Raw genomic sequence first — 25,370 nt, 5'->3', positions numbered from 1 at the left:
TACTCAAAATAGGAATCTACTCAATGCAACTTAATAAAATACTTAAAGGCCTGCTAATTGCTGTGCCAGTAATGACATTAGCAGCTTGTAGCTCGTCTTCAGATATCGACGAAGGTGCTGCAAACCAATCTAATCAACCTGCTGTTGAGCAAACAACTAGCAACGATACAGTTGAAGTAGCAACAATTTCGCCTGAAGAACGTGCTGAAGAACAACTTCGTCAAAAATACGAAGCACTTCGTCAAGAGCAAGTAATCTACTTTGATTTTGATAAAGCGACAATTGAAAGCAAATATGCTGATTTACTTCGCGCACATGCTGACTTCTTAGTAAAAAATCCATCGGTTAAAGTATTAATTGAAGGCCATGCAGATGAGCGTGGCACGCCAGAGTACAATATTGCACTAGGTGAAAACCGTGGTCAGTCAGTTGAAAAATACCTGCTAAGCTTAGGTGTATCAGCTAGCCAAATGTCAGTAGTGAGCTACGGTGAAGAAAAACCAATGGTTAAGTCTCGCACTGAATCAGCTTTCGCTAAAAACCGCCGTGCGGTATTAGTTTACTAAGATAAGAGATATTATGAAGCCGAAAATTATTTTGGCAGCAATGATATTGAGCGGGAGCACCCAGTTATGGGCTGCTCCCGCTCCTGTTTCAGAAGCTGCGAGTTCACAGTCAAGTATTGAGAAGCGCTTAGCGTCGTTAGAAAGTATGATGCAATCGCGTAATTTCTTGCAAGCCGAGTTACAACAGCAACTTAATTTACTTCAAGATGAAGTAAGTCAAATTCGTGGTGTGACGGAAGAGCAAAGCTATAAACTAGAAAAAGTACTTCAGCGTCAGCGTGAGCTTTATCAAGAGATTGAAAACCGTGTTAGTCAGGCGTATTCACAGCCTGCAGCAGTGCCTGCAACCGACTATGCACAACCTAATGACTCACAAGCATATAGCAGTGATTTATCTGAGAATGAGGCTTACGAGCGTGCTGTTGCACTTATAATGAAAGATAAACGCTACGACCAGGCTATTCCAGAGTTTCAAACGTTCTTAAAAACATATCCAGAATCTGTGTATGCGTCAAACGCACACTATTGGTTAGGTCAATTATTAACAATTAAAAACGATGGAGTTAAAGCGGTTGATCACTTTAGAGTGGTTGTAAACGAATATCCAAATTCAAATAAACGCCCAGACGCCATGTTAAAATTAGGCACGCTTTTAAAAGAGCAAGGACTGACAGACGAATCGTTAAAAATACTTAACGAACTTGTTACGCAGTACCCAAGTACAACGGCTGCAAAATTAGCCACAGATCGCCTGTCTAATTAATTGAATCAGCTCGATTAGACTGCTTTTTGTCATAAGCGGTCTAAAATTGGTCAACTAGGCATAAAAACTTAAAAAAAGAGACAATTTCGGTTGCACTCATTTTATAAATAAGTATTATAAGCGCCCGCAGCAAACGAATGGTTACCCCACTCAAAATGTTGCAAAAAGAGCGGGTCATTAGCTCAGTTGGTAGAGCAGTTGACTTTTAATCAATTGGTCGATGGTTCGAATCCATCATGACCCACCATTTTAAAATGGTCTTTTATCGGCGGATTTACGTAGTATTCAAAGTTGTAAAATTAGAGCGGGTCATTAGCTCAGTTGGTAGAGCAGTTGACTTTTAATCAATTGGTCGATGGTTCGAATCCATCATGACCCACCATTTTTATAATGGTCTACAACAACTTTAATACAGCAGTTATACCAGAGCGGGTCATTAGCTCAGTTGGTAGAGCAGTTGACTTTTAATCAATTGGTCGATGGTTCGAATCCATCATGACCCACCACTTTTAAAGTGTCTGGATCGGCGGATTTACGCATTTATATTATTGAATAAATTTATGAGCGGGTCATTAGCTCAGTTGGTAGAGCAGTTGACTTTTAATCAATTGGTCGATGGTTCGAATCCATCATGACCCACCACTTATTTTTAAGTGGTCATTTACTAAAGCATTAATTGAACTCAATAATCTAAAAATTATAGGATGGGTCATTAGCTCAGTTGGTAGAGCAGTTGACTTTTAATCAATTGGTCGATGGTTCGAATCCATCATGACCCACCATTCTATAAAACTCTAATCGGCGGATTCACGCAAGTAAGCTTTTAAGTTTATATTTGAGCGGGTCATTAGCTCAGTTGGTAGAGCAGTTGACTTTTAATCAATTGGTCGATGGTTCGAATCCATCATGACCCACCATTTTCATGGAAATATATATTTATTAGTTAACACCAAGAGCGGGTCATTAGCTCAGTTGGTAGAGCAGTTGACTTTTAATCAATTGGTCGATGGTTCGAATCCATCATGACCCACCATTTTTGCTTTGTAAGTAAAAACTGGAACATCGGCGGATCTACGCAAACACTATCTTTTTAGTACGTACAATATTAGAGCGGGTCATTAGCTCAGTTGGTAGAGCAGTTGACTTTTAATCAATTGGTCGATGGTTCGAATCCATCATGACCCACCATTTTTGCTTTGTAAGTAAAAACTGGAACATCGGCGGATCTACGCAAACACTATCTTTTTAGTACGTACAATATTAGAGCGGGTCATTAGCTCAGTTGGTAGAGCAGTTGACTTTTAATCAATTGGTCGATGGTTCGAATCCATCATGACCCACCATTTTTGCTTTGTAAGTAAAAACTGGAACATCGGCGGATCTACGCAAACACTATCTTTTTAGTACGTACAATATTAGAGCGGGTCATTAGCTCAGTTGGTAGAGCAGTTGACTTTTAATCAATTGGTCGATGGTTCGAATCCATCATGACCCACCATCTGCTACATTCTTTTTAAAATCCCATTCTTTTTTTTTATAAACAAGCTTAAGCAGTTTGCTGTTATTTATGTTTTTATTCTCGTATAATTCGCCGTAATTTATACACTGTAAATAAGTGGTCGAGAACATGAGTTTAGCGCAAACTATTATGCCTGAAGGCTATATTTTCCCTCCAAAGCCAGCACCGTTAACAAACGACGAGCAAGGCGAATACAAAGCACGTATTAAGCAATTACTTAAAGATAAAAACGCGGTACTCGTAGCGCATTATTATACTGATCCTGAAATCCAAGCCCTTGCCGAAGAAACTGGCGGTTGCGTTGCCGACTCTTTAGAAATGGCGCGCTTTGGTGCAAGACACGACGCTGATATGATCATCGTTGCAGGCGTTCGTTTTATGGGTGAAACTGCTAAAATTTTAACGCCAAACAAAACGGTTGTTATGCCAACACTTGAAGCAACATGCTCGCTAGACATCGGTTGTCCGATTGATGAGTTCTCAGCATTTTGCGACCAGCACCCTGAACGTAAAGTGGTGGTGTATGCAAACACCTCTACAGCGGTTAAAGCCCGTGCAGATTGGATTGTAACCTCATCGTGCGCGCTTGAAATTGTTGAGCACTTAGACGAGCAAGGCGAAAAAATTATTTGGGGCCCAGACAAGCACCTAGGCAGCTACATTCAAAAAAATACCGGCGCTGATATGATCATGTGGAATGGCGCATGTATTGTTCACGACGAGTTTAAAACTAAAGCATTGAAAGAGTTTAAGGCACTGCACCCAGATGCTGGCGTTTTAGTTCACCCAGAGTCACCTGCAGAAATAGTTGCACTTGCTGACGCCGTTGGATCTACAAGCCAGCTGATTAAAGCAGCGCAAACAATGCCGAATAAAAAGTTTATTGTTGCGACTGATCGCGGTATTTTTTATAAAATGCAGCAGCTATGCCCAGAGAAAGAGTTCTTTGCCGCCCCTACGGCTGGTGAAGGCGCCTCTTGTAAAAGTTGTGCACATTGCCCGTGGATGGCAATGAATGGCTTAAAAGCGATTGAGGAGGCTTTAATAGACCCTCAAGGTAAAGAGGTATTTGTAGATATGGACTTGCGTGAAGGTGCACTTAAGTCACTTAACCGCATGCTAGACTTTACGGCGAGTATGGCTAAATAGTTTTTAGCAAATGTAAAGTAACTAGACTGATATAAAAAACGGCTAAGCCTTATGGTTTAGCCGTTTTTTATTGAAAAAGTAAATAACTGCACGATTAATAGCCATTCAACAGTACATATTTAAAAAGGCCTTGCACCTGCGTAACCTATTTCATACTATAACGCGCTGTTGCTAGGCAACACCGTGGAGGAATGGCTGAGTGGCTGAAGGCGCACGCCTGGAAAGTGTGTTTAGGTTAATCCCTAACGAGGGTTCGAATCCCTCTTCCTCCACCATCATTCAATATTAGGACGCCTTTGGGCGTCCTTTTTTGTGCTTTAAATCTGCTGGGTGGTATTGTGGTTAGTAGGCGTATTATTTTTACGAGCATATTTTGCCGCATACATTCTTTCATCAGCTAAAGTAAAACATGCCTTATAATCTGTGCACTCACTGCTGCTAGCAATGCCAAAGCTTAAACCAGATTGCGGCCACGTTTGCTTTAGTTGAATATGCGCTTTATTAAGTGCTTTAGTTGTGTTGTCCGCCAATTTTTCTAGCTCGTTTAACGACGAAGCACAACACAAACATATAAACTCATCGCCTCCAGTTCTATACACATCTCCTAGGTTGGCCAGTTCTTTTTTAATTAATTCAGTGACATTGATAAGTAGTTTGTCGCCACTGGCATGCCCTAGTTGATCGTTTATTGATTTCATACCATCGCAGTCAATAAATCCTATTAAATAATAATGGCCTATGGAATTTAGCTTTTCTTGTAGTAATAAACGATTGCCTACTTTTGTGAGTGGGTCAATACGGGATTGCTCAAGGGCATTAATATAATCGTTTTGCTTTATTTTCAGCCATTCGGATAATGAAAGTAATATACAAATACAATCAATCGCGAGGGCAACAAGCACCCAAAGTTCAGCTGAAGCCGTTACGAATAAATTAAGGTGAGATAAAATAAAGACAACAAGTGATAGGCTGTAAACAATATTACCGGTTAAAAAGTACTTTGCTCTAAAATCGTTTAAGCTCAACATTTTAAAGCCGAGCACTAACGTTAGTACCACCCATATTGCTGCTAAAGTGTGTGCTAAATAAAATACCCAATGAAAGGGTAGTACTAGGTTTATAAAGCCACTAATAAAAGCGACATAAGAAAAATACTTTAAAAATTGGCTTATTCGTGTTTTTTCAACCGTATGAAAATTAAATAAGTAATAGGCAAAGGCGCTGGCTGAAGATATCGCAAACGAAAAAATATACATACCAAAATAATGCGAGTTTATGCTTTTAAAGCTGTAAAACACGCCAAAAACTCCAGCCGCAAACGCCCAACCAATTCCGTGTAAGCCAATATAACCTGCACAATATAACGCAACGTTTTGACCTGTTTTTAAATAAAGAATGAATGCCATGCAGGCAAGGGTGAGCATAATGGTGATGGACATTATACTGAGTGAATTTATAAAAAACTGCTGGTATATAAATGTAGGCTCATCTAAAAATGTTACACTCACTGGTTTGGCGTAATGACGTGCATTTAAATAAAGCCACAGTACGCCTTGAGAATTTGTTTCTAGGTTTAATTGAAACGCTTGTCCATGCATTATAATTGCTGACTGCGACAAATTACCCTGAGAAAAATCAGCAATTAAACGAATTCCCTGTGTATCTTGCCAATAAGCAAAACCACCATCTAGGTAGTTTGCTTGGGGTAATACAAACCAGCGCTCTTCATTCAGAGTCGACAGTGGTATTTTAGCAACAGCGGGTCCACGCATTCCAGATAAAGAAACAAGAGGGCTTTGCTTATTTTGATATGCACTGATTATTTGTTCACCCGAAACAGGTGACTTTATATTAACTTGTTGCCAAATAGCTGGCCCAATTTTTTTAATTTGTTCATCATTGAGCGATTGAGCTAATGTACTAAAAGACAATAGGGTCAACAATATACATAAATATAAACTAAATAATCTAAGCATACTCCCCCTTTAATTTGCTTATGTGCTTTTGTAAAAAATACTTTATAAGTATTTATATAACCATTTAATACCCAATATGTCAGTTTTTTAAGGTATTTCGGCTTTAGCTATTTTTAATATGTAATGCGTTTATTAGTTTTTGTTTTTCAATAGGTTTTGATACGTACCCATCAAAAAACTGTTCATAAAGTTGCTTTTGTTCAGAGAGTACATTGGCTGTAAGTGCAATAACTGTTTGTGATGCATCTATCCTTTTTATGGCTTTACACGCTTCAAAGCCATCCATTTTTGGCATTTGTATGTCCATTAAAATTATATGAGGTGATACCTTTTTGTATAAATCTATTGCTTCATAACCATTATTAGCAATGACTAATTTAGCACCTGTAGGCTCAAGAAAAGAGCTCACAATTATTTGGTTAATTTTATTATCTTCAGCAATCAAAATAACTTTATTACTTAGATCGGGAAAATCTAAATTTTCAGTATTATCATTGCTTGGTATTTTGTCAGCTTGTTCTAACGGTAGGTATACATAAAACTGGCTACCCACACTTTCTTCGCTTGTTACTTTTATGTCACCGTTCATAAGGTTTATTAGCGACTTCGTAATTGGCAATCCAAGCCCTGTTCCACCATATTCACGCGTGGTTGAAGACTCTGCTTGTTCAAATCGTTCAAAGAGCCTGTTTACAACATTTTTTGGAATACCAATACCTGTGTCTGAAACAATAGCGCAAACTTGTTCATCGTCAGTTAGTTTAAACTCAACCGTTACACCTCCTTTGTGTGTAAACTTAATTGCGTTGTATATTATGTTTAAAAACACCTGCCTTATTCTTACAGCATCACCACGCCAGTATTTATGATGAATCGTTGATTTAAATTTTAGATAAATATTCTTTTCTTGGGCAGGTACTAATAAATCAGACTCTAAATGATGAATTAATTCGTCTAGCTCAAACACCTTCTGCTCAAGAGAAAGTTTACCGGCTTCGATTTTAGAAAAATCCAGTATATCGTTAATAATAGTGGTTAATGAGCGAGTAGAGTAGAGTGCTTTTTTTAAGTAGTCTGTTGATTTATCATTCATCGGTTGCTCTTGCAGTAACTGCAGAGTACCTAAAATACCATTCATGGGTGTACGTATTTCATGGCTCATGTTCGCTAAAAATTCAGATTTAGTCTTAGAGCTTTGCTCTGCGAGTTCTTTTGCATGAGCAAGCGCGTGCTCGTGTTTTATTTGCTGCGTTAAATCAAACGCTATACCTAAAAAACCAACAACTTGAGCCCTGTTATTCAATAGCGACGTAACACTTAAGCTCACTTGAATATGCCTACCTTTAGAGTCTACATAGGTCCATTGATTAACATCGGGTTCTGTGGGGGTTGCTTTTACAATTAATGTTTCAAATCCAGGACTCACTATTTTATTGAGCTCAATACTCAGTTGTTTTGCTTTGCTTATCAGTTCTGTTTCTAAATGAAATATGCCACAGGTTTTTTTACCCACTACATCAAATGCCTTGTAGCCCAGTAACTTCTCTGCGGCAGGGTTAAACTCGGTGATTAAACCGTTTATGTCGGTAGCTATAATAGAGTAGCTAGCACTGTCTAAAATACTACGCTGTAGCATACTAATATCAGCTATTTGCTGAGTTCGCAGTTTTACATCGGTTTCTAGTTTTAAATTGGCTTGTTCAAGAATATTTTTATGTGCTTGTTCGGCTTCACGTCTTAAGTTTTCTTTTTGGGCTTTTCGAAAAAATTGTAACTGTATTGCAAGCACAACTAACATAGCAATGAGCGTTAAAAAAATACCATTCACGAGTGCTTGATACTGATAGGGCAAATGCAGGTTTTCTACAAACGGGTAAGAGCCATGCAACGTTATTTGCCACTCACGACCAATCACTTTAGTCACAGTGGATACTTTAAATTCAGTGTTATTTGCTGGATTGCCGTATGTAAAAAAGGCCACATCAGTTGCATCGTTGAGATCGCTAATGGTTAAGTAGTTTTCATCAATATCAAATAATGAGTTTAAAATATTGTCTATAAGCAAAGGGGAGTATGCCCAGCCATGCAGTGCTTCAAGGCGTTCATCGTTAGATGTAGGAGTGATCTTACTATTATAAATGGGTAATAAAATCAAAAAACCATGGTGAGCTTTCTGATCTGCTTGGACTAACGTAATAGGTGCAGATAATTGCGCATTATCTGCAAAAACTGCGCTTAATGCTGCACGTTTACGAATAGTTTCTGAGCCAATATCTAACCCTATTGCTTGTTTATTACCACTTTCAGGAAAAATATATTGGATCACAAAATGATCATTTTTGTTTTCAGAAAATGTTTTATAATTAAATAGGCTATCGGGGCGTTCGCTTTGTGCTTTATTTATAAACTCGGCAAGTTCGTTATGTGTTACTTTTTTTATGTACCCAACGCCGTTAGCACCAGGAAACTCTTGGGCGTAATCTCTTGCGTTTGAATAACTCTTAATTGCGGTGTAGTTTAAATTTTCTATTCCAATACCCTGTATAAACCCTTTGAGGCCAAATAACCCGTATTGATATAACTCCATTCTGTTATTTATGCCTACGGATAAACTGGTTAACTTGCTATTTAGCGCAGCTGTTACTTTTGAGTCTAAGGTTTGTTGATGCTGAATTTGTTGAAAGTAAGTTAAAACAATACCTGTAGTGAGGATTACAACCTGAAGTAAAGTACTTAATAGCACCCCTTTATTAGCTCTACTTTGCAAAGCCATTTAGCAATCCTTTTGTATTATATTTTTTGCGGCTGTATTACTGCCTAAGAGCTTTGAATATAGCATTTAATAGTTAAGTTACAAGCTAATAATTAACTAAACTCTTTGTTAAATAGTACGTTGCTTAATACTTTTATTTAGCGTGGGTTCCCAGTTAATACCGTATTTATAGGTATTTTTGTAATGAAAAAGGCTTTCTTTTAATCTATGCGTTAAAGCTTGCTGGTGATTTTTCGAAGTTTATGGGTAATTGTGTTACAACAATTAAATACAAAAGTTCTGGTTCATAACATGTATACACTTTCACAATGGCAATTAAACGGTCAATTTATACATATAAACGGGCATCAAATTTTTACTAAAACGGCAGGGAATACAAATAACCCCGCGCTTGTTTTAATTCACGGTTTTCCAAGCGCAAGCTGGGATTGGGAAGGTATGTGGGATGAACTTAGTAAACACTACTTTTTAATGACACTTGATATGCTGGGATTTGGGCTTTCGGATAAGCCATTTAAAGCGGATTATAAAATTGCAGAGCAAGCTGATTTATACACACATTTTTTACAGCGTTTAAATATAAGTAATGTACATATACTTGCCCACGACTATGGCGATACCGTTGCCCAAGAGCTATTAGCGAGGCAAGTGGCTAATCAAAGTGAAGTACATATACACAGTGTGTGCTTTTTGAATGGCGGGTTGTTTCCTCAAGCACATAAACCGTTATTTATACAAAAGTTGTTACTTTCAAAGCTGGGCTGGATAGTCCCTAAGCTAATGAGTAAGCAAAAGTTTGCCAAAAATTTAACCTCCATATTTGGTGCAAACACGCCACCCGCACCTGTAGTTATAGATACGCTTTGGGCGCTTTTAAATCACAATAATGGTTTACGTGTTATGCCAAAGCTAATTAATTACATTACACAGCGAAAGCAAAACGAGCAGCGCTGGGTTACTGCAATTATTAATAGCGATATACCGGTTACATTGATTGCAGGTGAGCAAGACCCAATATCAGGGAAACACATGCTCGAACAGTATGAAAAAATAATACCTAATGCCCACACACAAGGCTTTGCTGAGCTTGGGCACTATCCGCAAGTTGAAGATGCTAAGGCAATCACTCAGGCATATTTAAATTTTAGAAAGCAGATATAAAAAACGCGGCTATTGTAAAGCCGCGTTTATAAACTAAATAAAGTTATGCTAGTTACTTAGTATTTTTTCTTTGGTGCTTTTAGTTGCCTTTCAAATTCATCAGGAAATAAAATAGTGCCGTCGTCTTCCTCTGTCGGGAATACGGCAATAAGTAAGTCGTCTTCTTCAAGGCCAGGTGTCCATCGGCTGAACCAGTCATTAGTAGGGATTGCTTTAGGTGTGCATCCTTCCCAGTCGCCCGTTGCCCATGCTTGTGCAAATTCTCGTGTAGGCCATACAGGCACACAATCGTCATCTTCGTTAGTAAGCATTACACAGCCGTCGTCGTCATTTAAAATCCATACTTGCTTGTACTGTTGTACGGTTTCAAACATAAAAGCGAGACGCTTTTTGGCTCCAAGGCCTAAAATTACGTCGTGTTCTTCGGTTGCATTTACGCGTGTCATGATGGGCTCACTTTTGTTGCGGTCAATTTATATTTATAGCGTACAAGTATATCGAGTTATGTGACATCGTGTTGAAAACTTCACAATTATTTTTGTTATTTAGATCTGTTTTATGGGTTAGTCAGTATATTTTGAGCAAACATTCAAAATTGATCTTGAATGTTGCCTAAATGGCCGCACTTAGTATGCATACACTTAATCAAGGATTTATAAAATGAACACAGATTTACTTACACCATATCGATTAAATGACACGATTGAACTTAAAAATCGTGTATTAATGGCACCGCTTACACGTTGTATGGCTGACGAAAATTTAGTGCCAACGCAAGATATGGTTGAGTATTATGCTCGCCGCGCAGACACAGGTCTTATTATTAGCGAAGCGACAATTATTCGCCCAGACGGGCAAGGTTACCCAACTACGCCTGGTTTGTTTACACGCGAGCAAATTCAAGGTTGGAAAAAAGTGACCGACGCTGTGCATGCAAATGGTGGTAAAATGTTTGCTCAACTTTGGCATGTTGGCCGTGTAGCGCACCCTCATTTTTTTGATGGTGAAGTACTCGCACCTTCAGCAATTGGCGTAGAAGGTTCGGTACCCCGCATGCGCGAGCTGACTTACATCACGCCAAAAGCCGCGACAACTGACGATATTAAATCGTTAATTGCAGATTTTGCCAAAGCCGCCGAAAACGCAATTGAAGCCGGTTTTGATGGTGTAGAAATTCATGGCGCAAACGGTTACTTAATTGATCAATTTTTACATTATGAAGCCAATGTACGTGAAGACGAGTACGGCCAAACACCGCAAAACATGGCTCGCTTTGCACTTGAGGTTACCGATGCAGTTATTGCTGCAGTAGGTAACGAGCGTACAGCACTGCGTGTAACACCTGGCGCGTACTTTAATATGAGCGAAGATAACCGCGACAAAGCAGTATTTGACTACTTACTACCTGAACTTGAAAAACGAAACCTTGCTTACTTGCACGGTGGTATTTTTGACGACAGCACAACATTCGAATCGCTAGAAGGCAAAACTACATCAGAGTTTTTACGTGCGGGATACAAAGGAGTACTTGTTGGTGTTGGTAGCTACAGCTTTGAGTCAGCTAAAGAGGCAATTAATGAAGGTAAGTTTGATTTAATTGCGATTGGCCGCCCGCTAATTGCAAACCCAGATTATATTAGCAAAGTCACTAACGGCGAAGAGTTAGTGCCTTACAGCGACGAGATGCTTGCTGAGCTTAAATAACGTTTAGCAATTAAATAAAAAAAGACACTTAATAGCCTTATTAAGTGTCTTTTTTTTTACATATTTTCGCCATTATTTTCTCATATTTGTTTAATCTTTATGTCAATAAAACAAAGCGTTATTGTCATATTTAAAAATCATACTGTGCCCGTTTTCATAATAAACCATTAATAAAATCAAACGGGACAACAATGTACGCTTTAAAAAGTAAATCGATTTTGAGCATGGCCATTGCCATGGCGGTATCAACATCTGCTTATGCTAACGACGAAACCACTATTGAAGAAGTAACGGTTGTGGCAAAGCCAACTAGTTACGCTAATAATGTGATTGAACCTGCCATGTTAGAGCAGCAAAGCACGGTTTCAAGTGTGTTGTCAGTCATTGATAATTTGCCAGGCATTAGCATAAATGAAGGCGACGCATTTGGCGGTGACGATTGGTCTACCACAATTACGATGCGTGGTTTTAGTATTGACGGGAATCAGCAACAGTTAGGTATGACGGTTGATGGCATTCCTAATGGTGGCTCTAACTATGGCGGCGGTGCAAAAGCAAACCGCTACTTAGACTCTGAAAACCTTGCAACCGTTGAAGTAGGACAAGGCACGTCTGATATTAAATCGGCTTCACTTGAAGCACTTGGCGGTACATTTAACTTTGTCAGTAAAGCACCAAGCCTTGAAAAAAGCACTACTTTTGCTTACACGTCGGGCAGTCACGATGCTACACGATATTACTTAAAACACGAAACGGGTACATTATTTGATAACACCCAAGCTTACGTTAGTTACTCACAAACTGATACTAGCCGTTGGATTGGTTCGGGTAGCAATGGTGGTAAAGATAACCAGCACGCTGAAGCTAAATTTGTTACTACATTAACGGATTTAACCATTACCGGGCGTATATCATACGATGACGTAATCGAAACAAATTACAACAGCGTGAGTCTAGCCCAATTTGAGCAAACACCAGACTGGGATCAACTAACGTGGAATTGGACGGGTGTGCCGCATTTTGACCAAATGTTTGCAGAAGGTTGGGGTACACTTCGCGAAAATACGTTAGCATATTTAAAGTTTGAATACGCTATTTCGCCAACGTCATTACTTACTGTTAGCCCTTATTATCATAAAAATTCAGGACGTGGCGATTGGATCCCACCTTACCTAACAACCCCAGTTGATGAAAATGGTAACCCAACAACCGAAGGTGGCTCAAATGCCGGGTCTTACGGTTTTACCGACAGTGAAGGTAATCCGCTTGCACCCAACGCAGATTGTACAGCTAGCTTAAGCTGGCCATGGGAGTCTGGCCCGGTGTTAAACCCTGCGTGTTACGATGCAGGTGCAACACCGGTTATGTCGTATCGTCATACTCATTACAATAAAGATCGCTTAGGCGTAACAGCCCATTATGCCGCTACATTTGGTATGCACGACATAGAAGCGGGCTTTTGGTATGAACAAAGTGACCGCGACGAATCGCGCGATTGGCACAAAGTGATAGATGCACGTATTTATCACCACTACGACAGCACGCCTTACTGGACTCAATATAAAAATACCTTTGAAGCCGATACACTAAAATGGTACGCACAAGATTCAATGGCATTTGGCGATTTAACGCTTAACGTAGGTGTCAAAAAATACCTCGTTGATATTGAAAAGTTCGACCATTACCAAAATGCAACAACTGCAAAAGTAAATAGTGACTCAGATATACTGTTTAGTGGGGGTATTGTGTACCAGTTAAATAACTCAACAGAGCTATTTGCTAGTTATAGCGAAAATTTTGCAGCTATAAAAGATGGTGTGCTTGAGCGCGACAGCTCTGATTTATCAGCCATTGAGCCAGAAACAGCTGAAAATATTGACTTAGGTGTTCGTTACCAAAATGATGCTCTTAAACTCACTGCTACAGCTTATTCAATTGAGTTTGATAACCGTATTACCTTTATTGCACCTGGCAGTGATACTGGCGGCATTGACTATACCATTGGTACTAACGGCTCTTACTTAAATGTAGGCGGTATTGAATCACAAGGGCTAGAGCTTTCAGCAAGTTACATGCTTAGCCCTGAGTGGAGTTTTTACAGCTCGTATACAAATAATAACTCAGAGTACAAAGGTGATGCGCCAGGTTTTGAAGCGGGTGATAAGGTTATAGACTCAGTAGATGACTTATTTGTGCTTTCTACCGATTATTACAGTGGCGATTTTCGCTTTGGTTTGTCGGCTAAATATACCGGTGAGCGTGGCGACGTAGATAGCTACACTGTTCTTGATTTAAATGCGGGTTACGCAACACAAGTTGATGCAGGGCCATTTAAAGCTATCGATATTGCTTTTGTTGTTTATAACGTAACAGATGAAAGCTACTTAGCCGGCGGCACAGGTAATGGTTCAACTTACTTTATAGGCTCGCCTCGCACTGCGGCAGTTACCTTTACAGCTGCGTTTTAGGCAATCAATTACGTAAATAAAAGCCCGTCACTTTGATGGGCTTTTTATTTAACGTGAGGTGAAAAATTCATGCATAAAATATTAAAAGTATTATTGGCGAGCTTTATTTTATTTGCCAGCTCTGTGTGTGCGAGTGACGCAAACGTTGTGCTTGTGACCCTTGATGGCGTGCGCTGGCAAGAAGTATTTAGTGGTGCTGATAAAAACCTTATTAGTAATAAAGACTTTGTTAAACGGCCGAGCGACTTAAGTAATGAGTTTTGGAATGAAAATCCACACAAGCGTCAGCAATTATTAATGCCTTTTTTAACGCAAGTAGTGGCTAAACAAGGCGTAATTATTGGTGACAGAACAAAGGGATCTACAATGTCGGTTAGTAATCCGTGGTATTTTTCGTATCCCGGTTATAACGAAATCTTAAGTGGCGAAGTAGATGAAAATATTAACAGTAACGATAAAGTGTATAACCCAAATAAAACTATTTTAGAGCGTTTAGACGCGCAAGCTGAATTTAAAAACAGCACTGCGTTATTTGGTAGCTGGGATGTGTTTCCATACATTGTAAACACCAAGCGCAGTAACGTATATGTAAATGCAGGGTTTATGCCTATTGCAGAAGATTTATTTGCAGATGCCCCACTTTTAAATGCACTGCAAAAAGAAATTCCCAGCCCGTGGACAAATGTTCGATTAGACAGTTTTACCTATCGTTTTGCCAAAGCCTACATGTTGGCTAAACAACCGAAGTTGCTGGTAATTAGCTTAGGTGAAACAGATGATTTTGCTCACGATGGTCATTACGATGCTTACTTAAAATCAGCGAAACAAAGCGATGCATTTTTAAAAGACTTATGGCAAACCATTCAAAGTACCCCTGGTTATAAAAACAAAACAACGCTTATTATTACTACTGACCACGGCCGAGGGAGTCATGCAAGCGATTGGCAACACCATAGCTCTAAACAGGCCTTAGCCAATTCACCGCAAGGTAAAAGGGCATTCCCAGAGGGAATTGTTGGTTCTGAGCATATTTGGCTTGGCGCAATTGGCCCTGCCATTAAAGGAAATGGCCTAATAAAAATTAAAAATGTTAAACAAGCGCAAATTGCCGCTACAGTGCTTGCGGCACTTGGTCAGCAACCACATATAATTAACCCCAATATGGCACCCGCTATTAAAGAGATTTTAAAATGAAAATGCTATTAAACCCTATTTTATATTCAACGCTTGCGTTGGTTGTTAGTGCAAGCGCGATGGCTGCACCATCAAAAATATTGTTTGGTTCGTGCGGGCATCAAGACAAAGATATCCCAATATTCGACACCATAAATAAAGAGCAGGGCGATCTATTTATATTTTTAGGCGACAATATTTACGGCGACACCAATGACATGTCAGTGCTTGCTAATAAATATCAAAAACTAGGTGCAAAACCCGGCTTTAAAACCCTAAAAGAAAACACACCTATTATTGCAATGTGGGACGATCACGACTTTGGTCAAAACGACGCGGGGAAAGAATACCTTCACAAAGAAGAATCGCGACAAATTATGCTCGACTTTTGGGGCGAGCCTAAAAACACAGAGCGTAGAACACGCTCAGACGGTATTTATACCTCGTATATGTATGGTGAAGGCGAGCAAACGGTGCAAGTGATTATGCCCGATTTACGTTGGAACCGTGACACACTTAATCATGTAAGCGAGCTTGAATATTACACCAAGCGTAAATTAAACAACCAAGGGCCTTATAGCCCAACAGAAGTTAAAGGCGCATCAATGCTAGGTGAAGCGCAATGGCAGTGGCTCGAGCGCGAGCTTAAAAAACCTGCTGCTATTAAGCTTATTGCATCAAGCTTGCAGTTATTGCCTGATTTTACAGGCTGGGAGTCATGGGCAAACTTTCCAGAGGATCGAAATCGTTTATTTACGTTAATTAAAAAACATAAAGTAAATGGCGTGGTGATCATTAGTGGCGATACGCATTGGGGGGAAATATCTAAATACAATCAAAACCTAGATTACCCGCTTATTGAAATGACCAGCTCAGGTTTGACTGAAAAATGGAAAGACGTCAGCCCAAATAAGCATCGCGTGGGCGATTACACGCACAATGTAAACTATGGTGATTTAAGCATTGATTGGAAACAACCCGACCCAGCTATTTCTCTAAAACTCAAAGGCATTGACGGCAAGGTCATTATGCAAAGTAACTTTAGCCTTTCAAGTATTAGCCCTTATAAATAAAGCGCGATATAAATAATAAACGCACAGTGATTAAAAAGTGATTAAAGTAAGTTCTGTGCGTTTATTTTTTGTTAAGCTACCTTCTAACTTGCTGTTTTATTAACGTCATTTTCCCCTTATTGCTACCCCTATAATTGAAAATATCTTACACTGGTTTTACTTCAAGTAAGGACAGTGTCGTATGCTCAATATTATTCAATCAAACCGTATGGAAGCCCTGCAAGCACAGTTTCATCAACTGTTAAAGGTAAGCCCATTGCAAAGCCCTTTCGATAAAGAAGTGGTGCTGGTGCAATCTCCGGGTATGTCGCAGTGGCTAAAAATTGGCTTGAGTGAGCATTTAGGTGTGGCTGCTCAGGTTGATTTTCCGTTGCCATCGAGTTTTATTTGGCAACTATATCAGCAGCTATTACCTAATGTGCCTAAAGAGTCGGCCTTTAACAAACCTAACCTTGCATGGAAATTATTTTCAATTTTACCCACTTGTATTGACGAACCGCTTTACTTACCCCTAAAAACCTACTTAGAGGGCGATATTGATGGCCAAAAAACCTTTGCTCTATGTGAAAAAATAGCTGATGTGTACGACCAATACCTCATGTATCGACCGTATTGGATAGCAACATGGGATAGCGGCAATGATGAACTTGATGACGTAGATGTGACCATTGCACCATGGCAGCCTGATTTATGGCGCCGAATTGTAAAATTAAGCAAAGCGCTGGGCCAAAGCCAATTTCACCGCGCAAATATGCAGGGGCAATTACTTGCTGCGTTGGAAAGTATGGACAACAGCTTATTACCCAAACGCATTAGTTTATTTGGTATATCAGCCATTGCTAATTCTCAGCTTGATGTGTTTGAAGCATTGAGCAAAAAAACAGAGGTGTTTTTATTCTTTTTTAACCCGAGTGAGCATTACTGGGGTGACATAATTGACGAAAAAACAGCGGCCAAAATAAATGCTAAATACGCCAAAATGCCGCTAGTGGAAGCGCAGCAAAAAAAACAATCTAACCCAGATGAAGACTATTACTTTATAGGTAACCCACTTTTATCATCGTGGGGGAAGTTAGGTCGCGATTATTTTGAACAGCTAGTGCAACTTGATGCCCGTTGGATTGATGGCTTTATAGATGCGTTTGACACTACATTACTTGGGCAAGTACAAAGCGAAATTTATCAGCTTGCGTTTAAAGGGGAGTCGCTTACCGATAACAAAGAATGGTTTATAAACGATGAAGGTAAATTACCAGTAAGTGCAAACGATACCAGTATTACCCTTAGTGACTGCCATACACCGCTTAGAGAAGTTGAGCGATTACACGACTATTTACTTAATTTGTTTAACCAAAACCCTGCGCTTACCCCTAAAGACATTATTGTAATGATGCCCGATGTAGGCACATACAGCCCCTATATAGAATCTGTATTTGGTGGTGCGCAAGGCAGCCGCTATATTCCCTACGCGTTAGCTGATTTAGCCATAGAGCAAGAAAAACCAGTACTAAGCTCGTTTGCCAGCTTAGCTAACTTACCGTTCTCGCGGTTTGGCGTATCAGATATTTTAGATTTACTACAAGTAACCCAAATAGCCGAAAAGTTTGGCCTTGAAGCGCACGAATATGAACAAATACAATACTGGCTTGAACGCGTAGGCGTTAAATGGGGCATCAATGCCGAACATAAACACAGTTTTGATTTACCTGCCATTGAACTAAATACATGGCAGCATGGTTTAAATCGTTTATTACTGGGTATTGCCATGCGCGACGAGCAATGCCCATTTAATGGTATTTACAGCGCCGACGAAGTAGAAGGAATGGCACTTGATACGCTTAATAAGCTGGTAGATTTTATTGATGTGCTACAAACCTTTAAAGCCAAGCTTACCCCCGACGACACCCTGACCAATAAGGCACAAATTTTAAGCGAGCTACTTGGCGCTGTTTACGAGAGTGAAAGCGACGACAGTTGGGATTTATTAGTGCTGCAAAAAGTGCTTGAAGATATTCAAAAGCATCACGATAACGGCGACTACAATCAAGCGGTGTCGCAGCGCATAGTTAGCTATTTAATAAAACAGGGTATACAAGAAAAAGGCGTCGGTCAGCGGTTTTTAGTGGGGCAAGTAAATTTTTGTACGCTTATGCCCATGCGCGCCGTGCCATTTAAAGTAGTGTGCATGCTAGGTTTAAACGACGCTGACTACCCACGTAATGTGCAGCCTATTGGGTTTGATTTAGTACCACACTCTAAAAAACAAAAAGGTGACCGATCACGAAAATTAGATGACCGTTACCTATTTTTAGAAGCGCTACTTAGTGCCCGTGAAAATCTTTATATGAGCTATATTGGCCGCTCCTGCTTTGATAACCAACCCCGTATGCCATCAACCCTGGTGAGCGAGTTATTAGAATACATAGGGCGTAGTTTTACGCTGGGTGACGACTCATCTAAAGCATTACCGGCATGTTTGATTAGCCAGCAACACTTGCAACCCTTTAATAGCCACTACTACCAAGATAATAAAAATAGTACCGTGCTTAATGATCATAGTTATAACCCAATTTGGTTGCCAAATGAGCCCATATTACCAGAGCCAGTTAGCGCACTTGATGTAAAACCACCTGAACAGTTAGAGCTTGATGTATTTATACGCAGTGTTTGCAGCGCACAAGAGAGTTTTTACAATCAAACCTTGGGTTTACGTTTGCCGCAATTTAACGAAGTAGCAAAAGATGAAGAGCCATTTAGTATTGATGCGCTGCGCCGTTACTTTTATTTAGACGAAATATTAGAAGCCACAATTAACGATACGCCAATGAGTACTGAGCAAATTTTGCAACGCGGCGAGTTACCGCAAGCGAATGTGGGAAGTTTAGTTTTACAAAGCATGCAACACCGCGTTGACGCGCTTGCAGGGCAGGTGAAAGAGCAAATAAAAGCGGGTAAAAGTGAGCCTGTAGAGGTGTCGTTTAATATTCAAGGAACACAAATTCAGGGCTGGCTTAACCATATTTTTATGCAAAAACAGGTGTTTTACCGTAGCGCCAGTATTAAAGCCAAAGACATGATTAGAGGCTTTATTTATCACCTTGTGGCACAAAGTTTGGGGCATAACCTCGAAACGTTATTACTTGGGCTTGATAAACAAATTAGCTTTGCGCCTATGGGCAAAGCCGACGCTGATTTAATTTTGGCGGATTGGTTTGAATTATACAAAGCACTGCGTAAAGAGCCTGTGGCGTTTTATCCGGTAAGTGGATACGAATACATAAAAACCGGTGGCGATATGGCAAAAGCGATGAATAAATTTAGCCCGCAATACATAGGCCGAGGTGAAGGTGAAAACCCCTACATTAGATTAACGGTGCAATCACTTAACGACTGCCAAGACGAGTTTATTAGCTGGAGCGAAAAGCTACTCGCGCCGTTATATGAGCATGCTAAGGAGAGCGACCATGCAAGCGCTTAATCCACTTACTATGCCCCTTAAAGGGCAAAGTTTAATAGAAGCCAGTGCCGGAACGGGTAAAACGTATACCATTACCGGGCTATATTTACGCTATTTACTTGGTATGCAAATACCGGGTGAGCTTAATGCTCCTCTAAGTGTAGAACAGATTTTGGTAGTAACGTTTACCGACGCTGCTACTCAAGAAATCAAAGACCGTGTGCGTAACCGTATTATTGCAGCCAGAGATGCATTACTTGGGCAAAACCCAAACGATGAGTTAATTGAAGGGGTTATTGCTGCTATAGACGACAAACACAGAGCCTTTGATTTACTGGACGCTGCCGCAAAATCGATGGATGAAGCCGCTATATTTACGATTCATGGCTTTTGTCAGCGAATGTTAAAGCAACATGCGTTTGAATCAGGTGTGGCATTTAATTTAGAGTTTATTTTAGACGAGCGCGACATACTGCTCGAAACAATAAAAGACTTTTGGCGTTCGTTTGTTTATCCACTGAGTGAAGACAGAACCGATGCTATTTTAGAGGTATTTTCAGCACCCGAGTCTTTATTTTCTCAAGTAGCCAGTATTTTAAATAAAGCCAATGCGCACATAACACCGCAAATAAACTTAGATGATGTATGGCAAGCTCGTGATGAATACTTAACTCTCATCCCACAGTTTAAAAAAGATTGCCAAGAACACGCATTTACTGATGCTATTAAAGGCTCAGGCCTAAGTGGTGCTAAAACACCCGCTCGCAAAGCAAGCCTTGCAGCGCTTGATGCATTTTGTGCAAGCGGTGACGTGTTTTTTGAGTTTGGTACCAATAAGTATTCGTTTGAAATATGGAGTACCGAGAACTTAAGTGACACCACTAACTATAAAAAAAATCAGCCTTTGTTTACGCATCCGTTATTAAGTCAGTTTGATACCTTATCAGCGCTTAACAACACCATGAACCAAGGTTTAAAAATAGCGTTGGTACAAGAAGCTGCACGCTGGGTAAAATCAGCCATTGTTAAGCGAAAGCAAGAGCAAAGTGTGATCACCCCCGACGACTTACTCACTAATTTATACACTGCACTTAATAATGAGCAAGGTGATGTGCTTGCGCAAAAAATTGCACAGTTATTTCCGGTTGCTATGATAGATGAGTTTCAAGACACCGATCCGATTCAGTATGGTATTTTTAGTCAAATTTATGGCCAAGCCAATACTACACTTGCCATGATAGGCGATCCTAAACAAGCTATTTACGGTTTTAGAGGCGCAGATATATTTACGTATATAGGCGCAAAAAAGGCGGTAGACGAGCCTCAACAATTTACACTGGGCACTAATTTTCGCTCAAGCAGCGATATAGTAAACAGCGTAAATAGCCTATTTAGCAAACACGACAACAGTTTTATTTATAACGATGTTATTCCGTTTAACAAAGTGAGCGCTAAGGGTAAAAAAGCAGATGAATCGTTTTTAATTGATGGTAAACCGGCTAACGCCTTTGAATTTAACGTGTTTGTAGATGAAGCCGCCGATGAAAAAAATAAACCCACCAGTAAAGGATTAGGGCAAGCACACCTAGCCACTTACTTTGCTAATAAGATAGTCACTTTATTAGAACACGCTAAACAGGGCACTGCGTGCATTGGCAAAACGCCAATAAGTGCGGCAGACATATGTATTTTGGTACGTGACCGCGTTGAAGCGCAAATAATGAAAAAGGCTTTGAGCGAGGCTAAAATTGCCAGTGTATACCTATCCCGCGACAGCGTGTTTAGCCAAGAGTTGAGCCATCATTTACTTAATTTTTTAACTGCATTACATGGTCAATATGACGAGTCATTACTTCGTGGTGTGCTCGCAGGACCGTTATTTTGTTTAAGCTATAACGATGTATACGCACTTGCCGATAACGAAAACGCTTGGCAAGAGCACTTAAACTTTTTTGCTCAGCTTAGCCATATTTGGCATAAGCAAGGGGCAATGGCCATGCTTGAGCGATTACTAAGCCATAATCAGTTAAGTGCTAAATGGCAAGGTTTAGGCTACAACGTGGAGCGGTGGCTTACCGACTTTAGACACCTTGGTGAAATATTACAGCAAAAACAAATTGAGCTTGAAGGCACATTACGCTTACTGCGCTGGTTTGCGCAAAAGGTGAGTCAACAAGATGGCGAAACCGTACAGGTACGTTTAGAAAGTGATGCCAACTTAGTTAAAATTGTGACAATGCATGCTTCAAAAGGGCTCGAATATCCATTGGTATTTATGCCGTTTGCCAGTGGTTATCGTGAAACTAAAGAAGCGCTTTATCATAAAAATGGCAAACTTATTTATGATTTAAGTAAGGATGAAGACGCACTCCAGCAGGCTGAAAAAGAGCGCTTAGCCGAAGATTTACGTTTATTGTATGTAGCGCTTACGCGCGCAGTGCATTTTTGTGCGCTGGGTGTTTATAACATAGGGCAAGGGCAAAGTAGTCGGTTAGCAATTCAAAGTAGTGCGCTTGGGCATGTGCTGTTCTCAGAGCTCGAAATTTCAAGCAGCCAAATATGGCGAACACATTTAAGTGAGTTTTGCGACAAGCACACATTTATGTGTTATCAGCAATTTACCTCTGAAGAATTACGACAACAGGGAACCTTACAGTTTGCTAATACCGAGGCTGCTCAGCAAATTCTGAGTGTAAACAATAGTAAGGCGCACATAGAACGAGATTGGCGTGCAACCAGCTTTAGTGCATTGAGTTTTAAAAAGCACAGCGATGAATTAGCCCCAGGGCGAAGCGATGAAGATCACGAGAAAGACGAGTTTGCCGTTCAACAAGACGAACTCCCTTCACCTTTTAGTTTTCCTAAAGGGGCAAAGCCAGGAAGCTGTTTACACGAAATTTTTGAACAAATTGATTTTACAAGTCCAGTTACTCACCCCACAAACAGCGAGCAAAATTTGTCACAGGTAATTAAACGGGCCTTTGAAAAATATCACATTAGCGACACATGGCAGCCAATTGCCCAGCAGTGGGTGCTTGATGTACTAAATTGCCCATTGAATGCTCAAACTGATTTAAGTTTAAGTAAGCTATCGCCCAGTGACTGCTTAGTCGAAATGGAGTTTAATTTACCGCTGACCAGTTTAAGTGCCCCCAAGCTTAACGAAGTGCTAATTAAACACTTTGGCTTTGTACAAAGTAAGCTGGATTTTTCTCATGTTAAAGGGCTTTTAAAAGGCTTTGTGGATTTAATATTTTGCTACCAAGGGAAATATTATATTTTAGATTATAAATCTAATTACTTAGGTAATACGCCTAAAGATTATGAACCCGAGCAGCTAGAGCAAGCCATGAGCAGCCATCAATACCATTTACAGTATTTAATATATACCGTAGCGCTGCATAGGCTATTAAAGCAACGCATTAGTGACTACTCAATTGAGCGTCACTTAGGGGGCGTGTATTACACCTTTTTACGTGGCATGCCAGCAGGGCAAGGTGTTTTCTTTAATCAATTAACACTAGAGCAAGTAACTATCTTAGATGGCTTATTTAGCCAAGGAGCCATGTTATGAGTGAGTTAAATCAACAGCCGGGTTTATTTGACGCGCTAGAAGACAACGTTGAACAGGCGCCTTTAGCGCATGAGCAACAGGCAGTATCTAATAGCGTGGTTACTGAAGTGCCGTTACTGGATTATTTACTGGGCGAAAATAGAATACGCGTCGTTGATGTAAAACTTGCGCAGTTACTCTCAAATACGGATGAAAGAACACATAATGAGCTTTTTTATATTGTATTGTTGTTATGTATAGCCCAACAAAGCCAGCACAGTTGCTTAACATTAAACACCATAGACTGGGCCAATCCGTTTAATTTACGCCAAAGCGACTTTAATAAAGTTGAAGGGAATATTCCCACTACGTATAGCCCATTTGTGCAAGGGTTTAACCAACAAACCGCGTTAACCTACTTACAAAATCATCAAAGCGTTGGGGATGCCAAACCACTTCAGTTATTTGACCAACGCCTTTATTTTTCGCGTTTGGCAGCTTATGAGCACATACTTGCAGAGCGGCTATTAGCCATGAGTGAGCGAGCGCTTAATATTGATAGTCAAACTCTTACTGCTTTATTGCAGCATTATTTCCCAGAGCCCCCCGTGGACGACGTTGACTGGCAAAAAGTGGCGTGCGCCATTGCAGCAACTAAAGGGTTTAGTGTAATAACCGGTGGGCCAGGAACAGGTAAAACAACCACAGTAACTAAGTTGCTGGCTATATTGCAATCGCTTTACAAAGCAGCGCCATTAAGCATAAAGCTGGTGGCACCGACGGGTAAAGCTGCGGCAAGGCTAAGTGAGTCTATTTTAGGGGCTAAAAATCAGCTAAGTAGTATACCCGACGATATAAAAGCGCTGATCCCTGATACTGCGCAAACTATTCATCGCTTATTGGGGGTAAAACCTTTTACTAATAAATTTAGACACACTCAAAGCAATCCTCTGCACCTAGATGTGTTAATTATTGATGAAGCAAGCATGGTGGATTTATCGCTAATGGCGAAATTAATTGAAGCTTTGCCTGCTCATGCTCGATTAATACTGCTTGGTGATAAAGACCAGCTTGCCTCGGTTGATACAGGCAGCGTTATGAGCGATTTGTGCCAAGGGCTTGCACTTGGGCGCACACCAAACTACTCAAAGCAGCGGTGTGATGAACTAAATGCGCTTTGTTTTGATGATCAGCCTACATTAATATCGCAGGGAAATAGCCTATTTAAACTAGCCGATTGCATTGCCTTTTTACAACGCAGTTACCGCTTTGACGCTAAAAGTGGCATAGGGCAACTAGCATTGGCAGTTAATACAAATAATAGTGGCTTATTAAATTATGTAGAGCAGGAAAGTGTTGAAGGGCGTTTTAGTGATGTTATTTTGGATTACGACTTTATAGGTAAACCAATAGAAAACCTTGTAAATCGAGCAGCCAAACATTATGCACATTATTTAAATTTAATTGCCCAAGGTGAGAGTGTAGCCAAAGTGCATGCTGCGTTTGCAGGTTATCAATTACTGGCCGCAGTAAAAGAGGGCGACTACGGCGTTAATAGTTTGAATCAACGCATCGAACGGACCCTGCAGCAACAGGGTTTAATAAACGTAAACCCAAACCAGCGCCACTATAGTGGTATGCCTATAATGGTGAGCCAAAACGATTACCAATTAAAGCTATTTAATGGCGATATTGGTATTTTAATGAATGATGAAGCTGGGCAGCTTAAGGCTATATTTATTGACGAGCAGGGCAGCACACGTGCATTTTCACCGGCTCGTTTACCCGCACACGACAAAGTGTTTGCAATGACAATACATAAGTCTCAAGGGTCAGAATTTAGCTATACCGCAATGGTTTTACCGCCACTACAGCAGGCAAGTGTTGGGGTTAATCGCCAGCTTGTTTATACCGGAATTACCCGTGCTAAACATACTTTTGAGTTAGTTGCCGATAAAAAGGTACTGCAGTTAGCAATGAATAAAACTGTATCGCGCTCATCTGGTTTATATGAGCGGTTACAAGTGAAATAACC

Annotated in this window: 14 protein-coding genes and 11 tRNA genes; 22 read left to right on the top strand and 3 right to left on the bottom strand. The window is 40.2% G+C overall.

Going from position 1 to position 25,370, the window contains the following annotated elements:
- Nucleotides 1–23: 23 nt before the first annotated feature.
- The 14 genes from pal to RF53_RS12830 all read left to right on the top strand — a co-directional run bounded on the left by pal (nucleotide 24) and on the right by RF53_RS12830 (nucleotide 4,272).
- Entirely contained in the window at nucleotides 24–566 is a 543-nt protein-coding gene (gene pal / locus RF53_RS12895; protein WP_008131978.1) for a peptidoglycan-associated lipoprotein Pal, read from the top strand.
- Between the two features lie 13 nt (nucleotides 567–579).
- Nucleotides 580–1,329 carry a tol-pal system protein YbgF gene (gene ybgF / locus RF53_RS12890; RefSeq protein ID WP_008131976.1) on the top strand — a complete coding sequence of 250 codons (750 nt, stop codon included), beginning with the start codon at nucleotides 580–582 and terminating at the stop codon, nucleotides 1,327–1,329.
- 171 nt (nucleotides 1,330–1,500) lie between these two features.
- Nucleotides 1,501–1,576, top strand: a tRNA-Lys gene (locus tag RF53_RS12885).
- A 59-nt stretch (nucleotides 1,577–1,635) separates the two neighbouring features.
- Nucleotides 1,636–1,711: transfer RNA gene (locus RF53_RS12880), tRNA-Lys, on the top strand.
- Nucleotides 1,712–1,759: 48 nt separating this feature from the next.
- A tRNA-Lys gene (locus RF53_RS12875) sits at nucleotides 1,760–1,835 on the top strand.
- A gap of 60 nt (nucleotides 1,836–1,895) precedes the next feature.
- Nucleotides 1,896–1,971 (top strand) — tRNA-Lys (locus RF53_RS12870).
- A gap of 64 nt (nucleotides 1,972–2,035) precedes the next feature.
- Nucleotides 2,036–2,111 (top strand) — tRNA-Lys (locus tag RF53_RS12865).
- Between the two features lie 59 nt (nucleotides 2,112–2,170).
- A tRNA-Lys gene (locus tag RF53_RS12860) sits at nucleotides 2,171–2,246 on the top strand.
- A gap of 40 nt (nucleotides 2,247–2,286) precedes the next feature.
- Nucleotides 2,287–2,362: transfer RNA gene (locus RF53_RS12855), tRNA-Lys, on the top strand.
- Nucleotides 2,363–2,441: 79 nt separating this feature from the next.
- Nucleotides 2,442–2,517 (top strand) — tRNA-Lys (locus tag RF53_RS12850).
- Nucleotides 2,518–2,596: 79 nt separating this feature from the next.
- Nucleotides 2,597–2,672, top strand: a tRNA-Lys gene (locus RF53_RS12845).
- 79 nt (nucleotides 2,673–2,751) lie between these two features.
- Nucleotides 2,752–2,827 (top strand) — tRNA-Lys (locus RF53_RS12840).
- Nucleotides 2,828–2,956: 129 nt separating this feature from the next.
- Complete coding sequence (gene nadA / locus RF53_RS12835; RefSeq protein ID WP_039037912.1) at nucleotides 2,957–3,997, top strand: quinolinate synthase NadA; 1,041 nt, start codon at nucleotides 2,957–2,959, stop codon at nucleotides 3,995–3,997.
- A 185-nt stretch (nucleotides 3,998–4,182) separates the two neighbouring features.
- A tRNA-Ser gene (locus tag RF53_RS12830) sits at nucleotides 4,183–4,272 on the top strand.
- Nucleotides 4,273–4,314: 42 nt separating this feature from the next.
- Here the strand turns inward: RF53_RS12830 and RF53_RS12825 are convergent.
- Together RF53_RS12825 and RF53_RS12820 are read right to left on the bottom strand one after the other, a co-directional pair.
- The gene (locus RF53_RS12825; RefSeq protein WP_039037911.1) at nucleotides 4,315–5,973 is read right to left on the bottom strand and encodes a GGDEF domain-containing protein; all 1,659 of its coding nucleotides are present in this window, start codon (nucleotides 5,971–5,973) and stop codon (nucleotides 4,315–4,317) included.
- Between the two features lie 103 nt (nucleotides 5,974–6,076).
- Nucleotides 6,077–8,746, bottom strand: coding sequence for a CHASE domain-containing protein (locus tag RF53_RS12820; protein WP_039037910.1), 2,670 nt, complete (start codon nucleotides 8,744–8,746; stop codon nucleotides 6,077–6,079).
- Between the two features lie 291 nt (nucleotides 8,747–9,037).
- Between RF53_RS12820 and RF53_RS12815 the strand changes: the two genes are divergently transcribed.
- A complete protein-coding gene (locus RF53_RS12815; RefSeq protein WP_039037940.1) occupies nucleotides 9,038–9,907 on the top strand; it encodes an alpha/beta fold hydrolase in 870 nt (289 codons plus the stop codon).
- A 56-nt stretch (nucleotides 9,908–9,963) separates the two neighbouring features.
- Here RF53_RS12815 and RF53_RS12810 read toward each other — a convergent pair whose 3' ends face one another.
- Nucleotides 9,964–10,353: a DUF2750 domain-containing protein gene (locus RF53_RS12810; RefSeq protein WP_010557274.1), complete on the bottom strand. Its 390-nt coding sequence runs from the start codon at nucleotides 10,351–10,353 to the stop codon at nucleotides 9,964–9,966.
- Nucleotides 10,354–10,567: 214 nt separating this feature from the next.
- On the opposite strand from RF53_RS12810, the gene RF53_RS12805 reads away from it, so the two are divergent.
- From RF53_RS12805 to recD, 7 genes are all read left to right on the top strand, one after another.
- The gene (locus RF53_RS12805) at nucleotides 10,568–11,611 is read left to right on the top strand and encodes an alkene reductase (RefSeq protein ID WP_039037909.1); all 1,044 of its coding nucleotides are present in this window, start codon (nucleotides 10,568–10,570) and stop codon (nucleotides 11,609–11,611) included.
- A gap of 191 nt (nucleotides 11,612–11,802) precedes the next feature.
- Nucleotides 11,803–14,079, top strand: coding sequence for a TonB-dependent receptor domain-containing protein (locus tag RF53_RS12800; RefSeq protein ID WP_039037908.1), 2,277 nt, complete (start codon nucleotides 11,803–11,805; stop codon nucleotides 14,077–14,079).
- 69 nt (nucleotides 14,080–14,148) lie between these two features.
- On the top strand, nucleotides 14,149–15,273 hold the full coding sequence (locus RF53_RS12795; protein WP_039037907.1) for an alkaline phosphatase family protein: 1,125 nt from the start codon (nucleotides 14,149–14,151) through the stop codon (nucleotides 15,271–15,273).
- Nucleotides 15,270–16,325, top strand: a complete 1,056-nt coding sequence (locus RF53_RS12790) for an alkaline phosphatase D family protein (protein WP_039037906.1) — start codon at nucleotides 15,270–15,272, stop codon at nucleotides 16,323–16,325. The genes RF53_RS12795 and RF53_RS12790 overlap by 4 nt, the downstream gene beginning before the upstream one ends.
- Nucleotides 16,326–16,506: 181 nt before the next feature.
- Nucleotides 16,507–19,803: an exodeoxyribonuclease V subunit gamma gene (gene recC / locus RF53_RS12785; RefSeq protein WP_039037905.1), complete on the top strand. Its 3,297-nt coding sequence runs from the start codon at nucleotides 16,507–16,509 to the stop codon at nucleotides 19,801–19,803.
- Nucleotides 19,790–23,356 (top strand): exodeoxyribonuclease V subunit beta, encoded by a 3,567-nt coding sequence (gene recB / locus RF53_RS12780; RefSeq protein WP_039037904.1) that lies wholly within the window; start codon nucleotides 19,790–19,792, stop codon nucleotides 23,354–23,356. Before recC ends, recB begins: the two co-directional genes overlap by 14 nt.
- Nucleotides 23,353–25,368: an exodeoxyribonuclease V subunit alpha gene (gene recD / locus RF53_RS12775; protein ID WP_039037903.1), complete on the top strand. Its 2,016-nt coding sequence runs from the start codon at nucleotides 23,353–23,355 to the stop codon at nucleotides 25,366–25,368. The genes recB and recD overlap by 4 nt, the downstream gene beginning before the upstream one ends.
- Nucleotides 25,369–25,370: the final 2 nt, after the last annotated feature.

The organism is Pseudoalteromonas sp. ECSMB14103, assembly GCF_000813065.1.
Taxonomy (GTDB): Bacteria; Pseudomonadota; Gammaproteobacteria; order Enterobacterales; family Alteromonadaceae; genus Pseudoalteromonas; species Pseudoalteromonas marina.
This window is presented reverse-complemented; position numbering and strand designations above follow the sequence as displayed.

Bases quoted from the DNA above. Each gene is read 5' to 3' on its own strand.
- pal (WP_008131978.1), top strand. From the start codon at position 24: ATGCAACTTAATAAAATACTTAAAGGCCTGCTAATTGCTGTGCCAGTA.
- ybgF (WP_008131976.1), top strand. From the start codon at position 580: ATGAAGCCGAAAATTATTTTGGCAGCAATGATATTGAGCGGGAGCACC.
- nadA (WP_039037912.1), top strand. From the start codon at position 2,957: ATGAGTTTAGCGCAAACTATTATGCCTGAAGGCTATATTTTCCCTCCA.
- RF53_RS12825 (WP_039037911.1), bottom strand. From the start codon at position 5,973: ATGCTTAGATTATTTAGTTTATATTTATGTATATTGTTGACCCTATTG.
- RF53_RS12820 (WP_039037910.1), bottom strand. From the start codon at position 8,746: ATGGCTTTGCAAAGTAGAGCTAATAAAGGGGTGCTATTAAGTACTTTA.
- RF53_RS12815 (WP_039037940.1), top strand. From the start codon at position 9,038: ATGTATACACTTTCACAATGGCAATTAAACGGTCAATTTATACATATA.
- RF53_RS12810 (WP_010557274.1), bottom strand. From the start codon at position 10,353: ATGACACGCGTAAATGCAACCGAAGAACACGACGTAATTTTAGGCCTT.
- RF53_RS12805 (WP_039037909.1), top strand. From the start codon at position 10,568: ATGAACACAGATTTACTTACACCATATCGATTAAATGACACGATTGAA.
- RF53_RS12800 (WP_039037908.1), top strand. From the start codon at position 11,803: ATGTACGCTTTAAAAAGTAAATCGATTTTGAGCATGGCCATTGCCATG.
- RF53_RS12795 (WP_039037907.1), top strand. From the start codon at position 14,149: ATGCATAAAATATTAAAAGTATTATTGGCGAGCTTTATTTTATTTGCC.
- RF53_RS12790 (WP_039037906.1), top strand. From the start codon at position 15,270: ATGAAAATGCTATTAAACCCTATTTTATATTCAACGCTTGCGTTGGTT.
- recC (WP_039037905.1), top strand. From the start codon at position 16,507: ATGCTCAATATTATTCAATCAAACCGTATGGAAGCCCTGCAAGCACAG.
- recB (WP_039037904.1), top strand. From the start codon at position 19,790: ATGCAAGCGCTTAATCCACTTACTATGCCCCTTAAAGGGCAAAGTTTA.
- recD (WP_039037903.1), top strand. From the start codon at position 23,353: ATGAGTGAGTTAAATCAACAGCCGGGTTTATTTGACGCGCTAGAAGAC.